General features: G+C 42.4%; 10 protein-coding genes. All 10 read right to left on the reverse strand.

The features are described 5' to 3' along the window. Positions 1-12: 12 nt before the first annotated feature. The gene (locus HMPREF9189_RS06980; protein WP_000703348.1) at positions 13-1,236 is read right to left on the reverse strand and encodes a cell division peptidoglycan polymerase FtsW; all 1,224 of its coding nucleotides are present in this window, start codon (positions 1,234-1,236) and stop codon (positions 13-15) included. 188 nt (positions 1,237-1,424) lie between these two features. Further along, positions 1,425-2,366, reverse strand: coding sequence for a peptidylprolyl isomerase PrsA (gene prsA, locus HMPREF9189_RS06985; RefSeq protein ID WP_000727164.1), 942 nt, complete (start codon positions 2,364-2,366; stop codon positions 1,425-1,427). Between the two features lie 67 nt (positions 2,367-2,433). Next, positions 2,434-3,147 (reverse strand): O-methyltransferase, encoded by a 714-nt coding sequence (locus HMPREF9189_RS06990; protein ID WP_000230406.1) that lies wholly within the window; start codon positions 3,145-3,147, stop codon positions 2,434-2,436. A 1-nt stretch (position 3,148) separates the two neighbouring features. Further along, positions 3,149-4,951, reverse strand: coding sequence for an oligoendopeptidase F (gene pepF, locus HMPREF9189_RS06995; RefSeq protein WP_000244097.1), 1,803 nt, complete (start codon positions 4,949-4,951; stop codon positions 3,149-3,151). 18 nt (positions 4,952-4,969) lie between these two features. Next, on the reverse strand, positions 4,970-5,926 hold the full coding sequence (locus tag HMPREF9189_RS07000) for a competence protein CoiA (protein WP_000495876.1): 957 nt from the start codon (positions 5,924-5,926) through the stop codon (positions 4,970-4,972). Positions 5,927-6,001: 75 nt separating this feature from the next. Continuing rightward, on the reverse strand, positions 6,002-7,150 hold the full coding sequence (locus tag HMPREF9189_RS07005; protein WP_000202647.1) for a DUF1887 family protein: 1,149 nt from the start codon (positions 7,148-7,150) through the stop codon (positions 6,002-6,004). Positions 7,151-7,325: 175 nt separating this feature from the next. Further along, positions 7,326-8,186 (reverse strand): SAM-dependent methyltransferase TehB, encoded by an 861-nt coding sequence (tehB, locus tag HMPREF9189_RS07010; protein ID WP_000413056.1) that lies wholly within the window; start codon positions 8,184-8,186, stop codon positions 7,326-7,328. A gap of 14 nt (positions 8,187-8,200) precedes the next feature. Beyond that, positions 8,201-8,668 (reverse strand): SsrA-binding protein SmpB, encoded by a 468-nt coding sequence (gene smpB, locus HMPREF9189_RS07015; protein WP_001051742.1) that lies wholly within the window; start codon positions 8,666-8,668, stop codon positions 8,201-8,203. Beyond that, positions 8,631-10,985, reverse strand: coding sequence for a ribonuclease R (gene rnr / locus HMPREF9189_RS07020; RefSeq protein ID WP_000653270.1), 2,355 nt, complete (start codon positions 10,983-10,985; stop codon positions 8,631-8,633). Before rnr ends, smpB begins: the two co-directional genes overlap by 38 nt. A gap of 202 nt (positions 10,986-11,187) precedes the next feature. Beyond that, positions 11,188-11,421: a preprotein translocase subunit SecG gene (gene secG, locus HMPREF9189_RS07025; protein ID WP_000282517.1), complete on the reverse strand. Its 234-nt coding sequence runs from the start codon at positions 11,419-11,421 to the stop codon at positions 11,188-11,190. Between the last annotated feature and the right edge of the window lie 5 nt (positions 11,422-11,426).

The raw sequence follows: 11,426 nt of genomic DNA on the forward strand, positions 1-11,426 counted from the left end.
TCCATACAATCCTTACAGACCCTCAACAGTTTGAGATTCGTATTCTCTAATGAGTTTAGCACGTTTCTCGCTGGCATCGATATTTAATACAAGGGCAATGGCTACGGATAATACTAGGAGACTGTTCCCACCTTGTGAAAGGAAGGGGAAGGTTACCCCTGTAGAAGGAATCAACCCAGAAATCCCACCGATATTGACAAAGATCTGGACAAGAATCATCCCTCCGACACCGATAGCAACCATGGAGTTAAAGGGATCCTTAGCTCGAATACCAACCAAGATGATTCGCAAAATCAAGAAGAAGAGTAAAGCCAAAATCATACTCGCTCCCACGAATCCAAACTCCTCTATAACAATCGAAAATACGAAATCCGTATGGGCTTCTGGCAGATAACCACGCTTCTCGATAGAATTTCCCAATCCCAGTCCGAACCAGCCTCCATTAACCATGGCATAGTAGGAATTTGCAAGCTGGTGTCCTGCACCCGCCAAGTCATTAAAGGGATTAAAGAAGGCACTAAAACGTTTAGCAACATAACCAAATACCGGTATCTGAGAAAATTTTTCAACCCCAACGAGACGAATGACAGACAATACTAAAATTGAACTCCCTGCCAAGAGAGCTAGAATAGTCGAGAACCAACGATAGGCGATTCCACTAACGGTATACATGATGAGCGCCACCAAGATCAAGATGGTCGCATTTCCCAAGTCGGGGAAGATCCCCAAGCTACCAATCAGAACTAACAGAACAAAACGCCAATCGTTAAAAGCTCGAGGTAGCCATTGATTTTGGGTCAACACCTGGAAATCATAAACCGCAATCTCATCTTGCTGTTTTGAAAAACGATGTGCCAGGTACCAGATGATGATAATCTTAAGGTATTCAGCCGGCTGAATCGTTACAGGTCCTACAGAAATCCATCCGTATGCTCCATTGACAGGTGTTCCGACCAGACGCGCTAGGGCTAAAAGAACCATCTCCACAATCATCACGATAAAAATGAGACGTCCATTTCTCAGGAAACCTAATTTTAATTTATAGATTAAGGCAATCAAAACCAAACTAGCTACCCAGAAAATCCCCTGGTTACGTACCAATTGAAAGGCACTTTTCCCTTCTTCGATCAAGGTTGCACTCGTTGTTGAGTACACTACAATCAGCCCCAAAATCGATAAAAGGAAGTAAGGAATCAAAATGGAATAGTTTAGTAGGTGCCTTTTACTAATTTTCATATTTCACCACTCTAATAGGAACAGACGCTTCTGTTCCCAATTCCGTTTTATTTTCTAGTTTTGATTGCTATTATACCACTTTTTCAGAAAGAAAAAAACTCTTATCCTTTAATCCTTCGAATTTTACTTATTTTTTGTCTTCAAGCATAAAAAATACAAACCTCAAATGAGATTTGTATTTTCATTGCTTAGTTAGATGAAGAGCTACTGCTTGAGCTTGAGTCACCACCACCGATGTATTGGGTGAAGATGTTTTGGAAGGCTTGATCTTTGACTTTGATATTAGCAGCTTGTAATTCTTTACCAATTACTCCTTGAACAAAGGCTGAATCATTTTGTTTTTGAGTCAAAATGATGGTCTTCAATTTTTCTTTGTAATCCTCTAAGTTAGAAGATTTTTCTGTCTTCTTCGTTACTTTAACGATGTAGAATTGATTGCTGTAGGCTTGTGTTCCAGTAGCCGTAATCACATCAGAAACACCGTTCACATCCAAGGCAAAGGCTGCTTTTTTGACTTGTTCCGGAAGTTCTGTAGAAGCAGAGTCAAAAGTGATTTCTCCACCATTTTCTTTTGTTTTGTCGTCGTTAGAGTTGTCTTTTGCCAACTGAGCAAAATCTGCACCTTCTGCTTTGGCTTTCTCAAGCACTTCTTTTGCCTTGTCTTCATTATCCATACGGATGATTTGAGCTGTTACATCTGGTGTATAGGACTCAAAAGCCTTTTGGTAAGCCTCATCTGTCAATTCGCTCTCAGCGGCCTTCTTAACCGCCAATTCAACCAATTTGCTAGTACGGATTTGAGCTTTACGAGTCTCAGGTGTCATACCTGCCCGTTGAAGCACGCTGTTGTAGCTATCGCCGTATTTCTTTTGTTCCTCAGCAACGGCGTCATCCACATCTTTATCCGTTACCTCTGATCCATATTGTTGTTCAAATACTTTTTGGATGGTCATATTGAGCAAGACTTGCTGCGCAGTTGGATTATTCTTTACTTCTTCAAAGAATTGATGTTCTGTAATCACATCACCCTTCATGCTGATCAAATCTTTTCCTTCAGAACTATTTGAACAAGCTGCAAGTGTTGCCACTGATAAAAGTGTGATGGCTCCTGCCATAATTTTTTTCTTCATGTTTACTCCTTTAACGGTAAGTGTTACTTTATCTATTTTACTATAATTTCTTAAATTTTTCTGAAAATCATTTATCATCAGGTAGCTGTACATCTGCTACATTCTTTCGTAGCATGAGAATGCCATCACCAAGAGGAACTAGAGTTGCTGTTAGATCTGGATTGTCCAAAGTTGCGTCGAAAAGTCTTTGCAAACCACGATAAATGGTTCGTTGACCACGGCGGACTTCCATGATGTCCTTGGCAACATCTCCTCCTTGAAAAATATCATCCAAGACAACCACTCCACCAACTTCAAGTCGTTTGAGGATTTCAGGTAGAAAGACGATGTACTTGGACTTAGCCGAATCCATAAAGACAAAGTCATAAGTTTCTGTCAGGCTAGACAAAACATCTACGGCATCTCCCTCTAAGAGGGTGATTTGCTTACGACTGTCAAACTGGGCAAAGTTTTCCTTGGCAAAGCCTATCATCTCAGGATTGCGGTCAATGGTTGTAATCTTAGCATCTGGCGCATGCTCCGCCATCAAAAGAGCTGAAAAACCGATAGCTGTCCCAATTTCTAAAATATTCTTAGGCTGCAGACTTTCCATGAGAAATCGAAAGTAAGCAACTGTTTCATGAGGAATGATTGGGATATTTTCCTTGCGAGCGAAGGTTTCCAATTCTTTCAAAGAACCAGTCACCTGCTTTTGACGCTGGCGCATGAGTTCAACGATTTCTTCCTTGACGACGGGACGACGCATATTGTGATTGGCATTTTTACTATAAGACTCTACCATCTTAAGCTAGTCCCAATTTTTCAACAAGAGCTTCAAACTCGTTCAAGCGACGTTCAAAGACTGCAAAGGCATCGTTGAGATAGTCTTCCTTCTCCATATCCACTCCCGCTTTTCTCATGACATTGAGTGGATAGTCAGATTTACCTGCCTTGAGGTAGTCGATATAGCGGTCACGATCTTCTTGACTTCCATGGACAATCTTTTCAGCCAAGGCTGAAGCAGCTGCAAAACCAGTTGAATACTGATAAACATAGTAGTTATAGTAGAAATGTGGAATGCGTGCCCACTCATATTGGATCTGAGGATTGTCTTCCTTGCTGAGTCCATAGTACTCTTGGTTCAAGTCAGCATAGAGTTTATTGAGGAAATCACTTGTCAAGACTTCTCCATTTTGGTCTGCTTGGTGGATGGCATGTTCAAACTCAGCGAATTGAGTTTGACGGAAGACTGTTCCACGGAAACCGTCCAAGAAGTTATTGAGAATAGCAAAACGAGTTGCGTCGTCTTCTACTTCTTCCAACAATTTCTCAGTCAAGATATTTTCATTGGTCGTTGAGGCAATCTCAGCCAAGAAGATAGAGTAATCCCCGTAAACATAAGGCTGAGTTTCACGAGTATAGCTAGAGTGCATACTGTGACCTGTTTCATGGACAAGGGTAAAGAGATTGTCTAGATTGTCCTGCCAGTTGAGAAGCATGAAGGCATTGGTATCGTAAGAACCACCAGAGTAGGCACCAGAACGCTTGCCTTGATTTTCATAGACATCAATCCAACGCTCACTGAAGGCCCGTTTGACACGACTCAAGTAATCGTCACCCAAGACCGCCAAGGCTTCTTCTGCCTTTTTCAAGGCTTCCTCATAAGTAAAGCTGTATTCTACTGACGAAAGTGGTGTGTAAACATCGTACATCTTGAGATCTGAAATCCCCAAGATTTTAGAACGAAGGTTAAGGTATCGATGCAAGAGTGGCAAGTGCTTGCGAACTGCTGCTACTAGATTGTCATAGACACTCTCTGGGACAAAGTTGGCTGCGAGGGCTGCATGGCGAGCACTCTTATAGTTGCGAACTTTTGCGCGGTAGTTTTGTACCTTAACATTTGTCTGCAAAGTCTTAGCATAAGTGTGTTGGAATTGCTCGTAAGTCGTATAAAGGGCTTCATAGGCACCACGACGCACTTCACGGTTTTTAGACTCCATCAAACGGATGTAAGTACCGTGTGAGAGTTGCACTTCATTACCTTCATCATCAAGAACATATGGGAAGCTAATATCCGCATTGTCCAAAATAGCGAAGGTTTCACTAGCAGCGCCAAAGATTTCTCCTGCTCCAGCAAGCAATTCTTCCTCACGTTGCGAAAGAACATGGTCTTTCTTTTGCAAGAGCTTGTCAAAAAAGTGCTTGTAAACTTGGAGTTTTGGTTGAGCTTCTAGGAAAGCCGCATACTGCTCCTCACTAATCTCCATAAACTCAGGTTCATAGAATGAAAAGGCTTGTTCTAACTGACTGTATAGGGTCATTGCCTTAGCATAGTACTCCTGATACTTGGCTTCACGCGTGTCTTGGTCATTTTTCATATGTGCATAGACATAAAGTTTTTCAACTTGGCGTTCCAAGTCAAGTGAGAATTCTGTAATCTCAAGCAAACTGTCTGCGCTATCCAAGAGATGCCCCTCATACTGAGATGCCGTTTGTACTTTTTCAGTTAAATCTTTCAAGGCTTCTTCCCAAGCCTGGTCTGTTGGGTAGATTGTTGAAAGATCCCATGTATCTTTTTCATTTATTTCATGTCGTTGTAATACCATAAGATTCCTCCATCCTTTCTATTCTACCACATTTTTTGAGAAATATAAGTGATAAAAGGCTGGTGGATAGAGCTTTTGACAATTATTTTTCGGATTTTTTTGATAGTAAACCTGAAAATTTCTATAATAGCTAGCCAAATCCGTTTCAATCTGCAAAAAATCACCTGACTCTATCGGTCTGACCTGAGGATACCAGTCGTCCAGTTGACGGTTTAATAGATTGTCTCCTTGATAATAAGCTTCCTCCTGCTTCTTCATCCAGTAAGGCGTTTGGTAGTACAACTGCTGACGAATGTAGTGACAGATAGTTAAATCTTGCTCAACTGCAAAACGAGGCAGTTTTTGTTTTTGATAAGGAAATCGTAGAATTTCCAAGAGATTTCCTTGACCAAAGGGAAATTCCTTGACCTGAAAATGAAGCTTGCCACGTAGGTCCTGATGCAAAAGATATTTCAGTCTCAAAACTTGCTTTTTGAGTTCTAGTTCCCAAACATAGAAACCCATATTTTGACTAAAATAGAGAAATCCCCTTTGCAGTTGTGTTAATCGCTCTTTTAACCAGAGTTTTTCTCCCAGTAGCCAGATAACTTGGTAGCCCTTGCTGCGGTAGCCTTGGCTTCTATCGCCTAAAATCTTTTGAGACAAGGGACTGCACTGAACCTCCAGAGCTAACTTCTCATTGACGAGTACATCCGCAACCTGCTGAATCTCGGGCAGACTATATTCTAAGGCGACCTGATTGTCCTTCTTGACCCAGTGATAAAGGGCCTCTTTGTTGCCTAAGTGTTCTGGACTTTCATTTTCAAAAATAGCCATACAATCTCTTAACTTTTCATGGGCAAAGTGCGTTCGAATGCTCTGTCCTTGGCGTAATCGTAGTCCGCCCCCACAGGCTGGACAAGTATAAGCTTGCTTGGTAACATCTTTTTCGAGGGCATTCACCAAATTCCCCTTGGCATCTCTTGCTACAAACATGGTCTACCTCCTTTTCTCATTTATTCGAAAAAGAAGAAAAAAAGACTGGAATTCCAGCCTTTCATAGTATTATTTTTATCTTTTTTGTCTCTTAGAATATTTTTTTAGCATGGGAATGAGATTAGGAATCTGCTCACTTCTAATGACCAGTACGCCGTATTCCTGGCAGCGATTGGCATAAACAGGATTGATTTTCCCCGTACAGACAATTAACTTGAGGCAACTCTCCCCAGCAAAATGATTGGCGTAGACTTCTAGCTCATTGATGGCTTCAACTGATAAATCTGTCATCTTGCAGGAGATAAAGGTAATCGAGCGTCCCTTTCTCAGAATGACATCAATCTCATTTTGGACATTATCCGCCTCTGGAAAGATGCCATTCCAATCAATCTCACCGCCTATCATGCATTCATCAAACAGCTGAGATTCGAGCGCCAAGAGATAGAGATATACCTCTAAAATATGCCCCTTGTTGCGGCAAAAGACTTGAGCTTCTTGACTTGGAAAGCTGTATGCTACTCGTTTCTTGTCTTCGCTTTCAATACAAAGCATTCCTGCTTCCACTAGTAAGGGGATAAGGGATTCTGGATAGTGATAATACTTGCCGTTGTTTTCCAGTATCTTTTCGGTCTCAGCATGAAGGTCATTAGTCTTAGCTAGAGAGAAAAATTGGGTCACTTGGTACCAGTGGGCAGGATTGGAAATGGCTGAGCTGGCTAGCTTTTTGATGGCTGCAATTTGCTGAACTGAGTGGATAGGGCGTTTGGATTTGAGCATTTTTCCACCACGCAAGGCTATCAACTGCTGGATGCTCAGGGTTGGAATGTCCAAGTCTTCTTTTTCTAACTGGCCGGCTACCCACTTGTATTGTTTTCCTCGTTCGACATCCATGGCAACGATGGGAAGGTCCCAATCCAAGCCGTATTGATAGAGAGATAAGGCTAGTAGCGAATCCCCACCAAAAACATCAAGAAGAACCTGGTCATACTCGGCCAAGCAATAATCTAACTGGTCTGCTAGTTGTTCTAAGGATAACTTACGAAAGGTCACTCGTTGAATATGAGGAACCTCTTCCATGATAAACTGACGGAGAGAGAGCTTCTCTTCATTGCTTATTTTCGTCAAAGAAAGGAAGAGAAGCTCGTCACAATCACTGACAAAGGCTTGGTAGACATTCTTTTCCAATACATACCGATCATACAATTCCACCAAAAGACTCGTCATTTGATCACCTCCATCATCTACAACTGTTTAGACAGAGAGACAATAATAGACCTCTACTGCTCAGATTTCCTACTTCTAGTATAGCATAAAATCCTGCTCGTCCCAATCAACCAACGCAAACAAAAACGAATAGAAAACTTGCAAAGTGGTCTCTATTCGCTGGTATAAGTTTGATTTACTTGATTTTCTTAGCTAGCATGGTCGCAAATCGAAGTTGAATGCGATTGCCATTTTCATCACGACGGTGTAGATGTCCTGGGTTTTCATTATACTTAACCAATTCCCAATCCTTGTAGTAGTTCGCCAACTCCCCTTCTTTAAAGGTGAATGGGAAGTTGACTGAGCAAGGATAATCCTCCGTATCCATGGCACAGACGATAAGGTTATAGCCACCGACCGTGGTGTGCTCCTGCATATTTTGGATAATAGCTGGAATGCGGTCTGCTTGTAGGAACATGAGAACAACAGTTGATACGACAAAATCATAGGCTTGCCCAATGCTGGCTGAATTGATATCGTATAGTCCTACAGGCATGTCTAGATCCTCTTGCTCTACGATGCTTTGCAAGATTTCAAGGGATAATTCATTTTGATCCACAGCTGTCACATCAAAACCATTCTGTGCAAGAAAGAGAGAGTTACGGCCTTGACCACAACCTAAATCCAAGGCTCTTCCTGGTTTCACCGTTTGCATAGCCTCTAGGACCTCTGAATGGACTGGATTGGTCTGGTATTTCTTAGGGAAATAATCCTCAGGTTTACAATAAAATTCCAAGTACCACTCTAGATCGTCTGTTGCGGCCTCTACTCGGTGCCAGGCTTGCGGTTGCGCCATAGGGTTGTCAGCTCCTGCCTCAAAGAGGTGCTCAGCTAGAACCTCACCATCTTCATTCAACTCAATAAACTTGAGTGCTCCCTTCAAGACTGTAATTTTCCCCCAAGTGCCGACTTTAGTATTATGCTTTTGCTGAACTGCTTCAGGCATGGTCTGTTTATTCCACAAGGGCATTCGTTTATAGGCAATTAGTTTTTCCATTTTACTTCCTCTTCTTATCGCTGGTTGACAGCTTTCATCACACGCGCGATGTCGCGGTTTTGTTCACGACGCTTGATGGATTCGCGTTTGTCATAGTCATGTTTCCCCTTGGCAAGCCCTAAAAGGAGCTTGGCGTAGCCATCTTTGATATAGACTTTAAGAGGAACCAGCGTCATTCCTGTCCCTTTGGTCTCTTGTTCCAATTTTTGAATTTGCTTCTTATGGAGTAGAAGTTTGCGACGGCGTTCCGGTTCCTGGTTCCAGATATTGCCCTCTTCGTAAGGGGCGATATGAACATTGCTCAGCCAGACTTCCCCATTTTTCACTTGGGCAAAGCCGTCCTTGAGATTGATTCGTGCTGCTCGAACACTCTTGATTTCGGTTCCAGTCAGGACCATTCCTGCCTCTAGCGTATCTACGATTGTATAGTCGTGGTGCGCTTTTTTATTTTGTGCGACGACCTTTCCCTCGCCCTTTGCCATGCTTGGCTCCTTTCTTAGCTACTTCCTTGTAAAAAGGTTTCTTGCCTTTTTTCTTTTTATCTTTTTGCGAATGCTTATGCTTATCATTTGAGCGCCCTGATTTTCTCTTGTCTTCCTTCTTGTCTGAACGACGACTTGAACCACGCCCTCTTTCTTTGCGACCAGCTTGTTTCAAGCCTTTTTCGATGACATCAAACTCACTTGGAATATAAGAGAAATCAATCTCACCTGTCATCTTATCGGCTCTTTCAACTCGAATACGAATCTGCTGTCCCACACGGAAAGTTATTCCTGATTTCTCTCCACGAAGAGTCAAATCACGCTCGTTGAAATGATAAAATTCAGGCAAATTGGTAATGTGAATCAAGCCTTCAACTGTATTCGGCAATTCAACAAAGAGACCAAACTTGACAATGCTGGATACAACTGCATCGTACTCTTCGCCCACGTATTCTTCCATGTACTCAGCCTTTTTCATGGCTTCGACTTCACGCTCAGCCTCGATGGCACGACGCTCTCGGTTTGAAGACTGGGTCGCAATCTCTGGAATCACTTGCTCAAAATGCTCGGCTATTTCCTTGGAACGACCATAGTCCCGAATCATGCGGTGAACAAGGAGGTCAGGATAACGACGAATGGGGCTGGTAAAGTGAGTGTAATAGTCTGCCGCTAGTCCATAGTGACCGTGATTGTGCTCTGAATAGCGAGCCTGTTGCATAGAACGGAGAAGCATCATGGACAATACATCCGCATAAGGTTCTCCCTCAACAGCACGCATAATATCTTGAAGCGCCTCCTGGCTAATCTCACTGGCAGTTCCATAAATTCGCAAACCAAAGCTCGAAGCATAGTCAATAAACTTCTGAACTTTTTCAGCCTTGGGCTCCTCGTGAATCCGATAGATAAAAGGTAGGTCCAGCTTGCTGAAGTGCTCGGCAACTGTTTCGTTGGCAATCAACATAAAGGACTCAATCATCCGCTCAGCAACACCACGCTGACGAAGGACAATATCCACAGGCTTGCCTTTTTTATCCACCAAAATCTTAGCTTCGCTGGTATCAAAATTCAAGGCACCACGTTTCTCACGCATGCTTTCTAGCCTTTCATGAAGCTTGGCCATTAACTCGATACTAGGAACAATTTTCTTAAACTCTTGTCTCTTCTCCTCGTCACCAGCTAGGATATCATTAACAGCGCTATAGGTCATACGGAAGCTAGTCTTAATGACCGTTTGTGTGATGGTGTAGTTAACTACACGACCATGTTTATCAATTTCCATAATGGCAGACTGGGTCAAGCGGTCTACTTGAGGATTGAGAGAGCAGATGCCATTTGACAGTCGTTCTGGTAGCATAGGTACTACACGGTCTGTCACGTAGACAGAAGTTGCGCGGTTAAGGGCTTCCTTGTCAAGGGCAGAGCCTTCAGTCACATAGTAGGAAACATCCGCGATGTGAACTCCGAGTTCCATATTGCCATTTTTCAAAGGCTTGATGTGAACTGCATCGTCCAAGTCCTTGGCATCCGCGCCGTCAATGGTGAAGGTAAGCTCATCTCTTAAATCAAGACGGCCTTCCATATCCTTTTCTGATGGAGCATCAGGGACACTTTCCGCCTCCTTGAGAACAGCTTCTGGAAATTCTGAAACAATATCCATGGACTCTAAGACTTCAAGGACATCAATCCCCGCATCAGTAGAATGTCCTACTACATCAAGTACAGATGCTACAAAGAAATCGTGTTTTCTACTTGGGTATTTGTCGATAAAGACCTTGAGAACCTCTGTCCCTTCAAGTTTGAGGGCTGGTTTCTTCACATAAATGGGTTGGCTGATTTTTTGATTTTTGGAACGAATATAGCCCGCATACTTGGGCTTTTCCTGATCCAGAACAATTTGACCGACAACGGTTGTCAGGCTGTGTTCTAGGATATCGATAATCTTGGCTTCTGCTGCCGTTCCCTTGTTACGATCAGCAACTTTCTTTATGACCACCTCAACGGTATCGCCATCAATGGCATAGTTGACATCGTTTTTTCCTACAAAAAGATCGTCCTCTTCGCCTTCCAGGCCGACAAAGCCAAAGCCATTTTTATGGGCATGAAAAACCCCTTTGAGGGTGATTTCATGTTTCTTCTTCTGATTCAAGGTGAGGCTGCCATCTTCTCCAAATCGAATCTGGTGCTTTCTTTCCATCAGAGACAGGGTCTTAATCAACTCACGGAAATCCTTGGATCCATCTTTTCCGAGAGCCTGAGCTAGATCATTTACCGTCACTTGACCCTTCTCTTGCAAATATTCTTTAATTTTATCTTTCATGTTTTCTTTCTAGATTTTTTAATTTTCTTTAACTGTAAGACCTTCTCAAACATCATTTAATACTCAATAAAAATCAAAGAGCAAACTAGAAAGCTAGGCGCAGGCAGTACTGGAGTACGACAAGACGACGCTGACGTGGTTTGAAGAGATTTTTGAAGAGTATAAAAATAAAAATAGGCAAAGACCTAGTCCTGCCCATTTCTTATCTACTTGATAATACCGTCAATGCTAAGGCAATGGCTAGCCAGAAAAAGACTAAAATACCTGTCAAACGTTGCATCACAGCTTCAAAACCACGCGCTTTACTACGTTCAAACAAATCACCTGAGCTGGCATCAAATACATTGCTGGATTGGTTCTTGGTTGGTTGCATGAAAATCGCAATTACAATCACAACAGATAATACTAATAAAATGGTTAATAATAGGTTATACATATCAA

The organism is Streptococcus sp. oral taxon 071 str. 73H25AP, from assembly GCF_000146755.1.
Taxonomy (GTDB): Bacteria; Bacillota; Bacilli; order Lactobacillales; family Streptococcaceae; genus Streptococcus; species Streptococcus oralis_T.

What these genes read in the sequence shown, in the direction of transcription:
- pepF (WP_000244097.1), bottom strand. Translation starts at nt 4,951, where the DNA reads ATGGTATTACAACGACATGAAATAAATGAAAAAGATACATGGGATCTT.
- HMPREF9189_RS07000 (WP_000495876.1), bottom strand. Translation starts at nt 5,926, where the DNA reads ATGTTTGTAGCAAGAGATGCCAAGGGGAATTTGGTGAATGCCCTCGAA.
- HMPREF9189_RS07005 (WP_000202647.1), bottom strand. Translation starts at nt 7,150, where the DNA reads ATGACGAGTCTTTTGGTGGAATTGTATGATCGGTATGTATTGGAAAAG.
- HMPREF9189_RS06990 (WP_000230406.1), bottom strand. Translation starts at nt 3,147, where the DNA reads ATGGTAGAGTCTTATAGTAAAAATGCCAATCACAATATGCGTCGTCCC.
- secG (WP_000282517.1), bottom strand. Translation starts at nt 11,421, where the DNA reads ATGTATAACCTATTATTAACCATTTTATTAGTATTATCTGTTGTGATT.
- smpB (WP_001051742.1), bottom strand. Translation starts at nt 8,668, where the DNA reads ATGGCAAAGGGCGAGGGAAAGGTCGTCGCACAAAATAAAAAAGCGCAC.
- rnr (WP_000653270.1), bottom strand. Translation starts at nt 10,985, where the DNA reads ATGAAAGATAAAATTAAAGAATATTTGCAAGAGAAGGGTCAAGTGACG.
- prsA (WP_000727164.1), bottom strand. Translation starts at nt 2,366, where the DNA reads ATGAAGAAAAAAATTATGGCAGGAGCCATCACACTTTTATCAGTGGCA.
- tehB (WP_000413056.1), bottom strand. Translation starts at nt 8,186, where the DNA reads ATGGAAAAACTAATTGCCTATAAACGAATGCCCTTGTGGAATAAACAG.
- HMPREF9189_RS06980 (WP_000703348.1), bottom strand. Translation starts at nt 1,236, where the DNA reads ATGAAAATTAGTAAAAGGCACCTACTAAACTATTCCATTTTGATTCCT.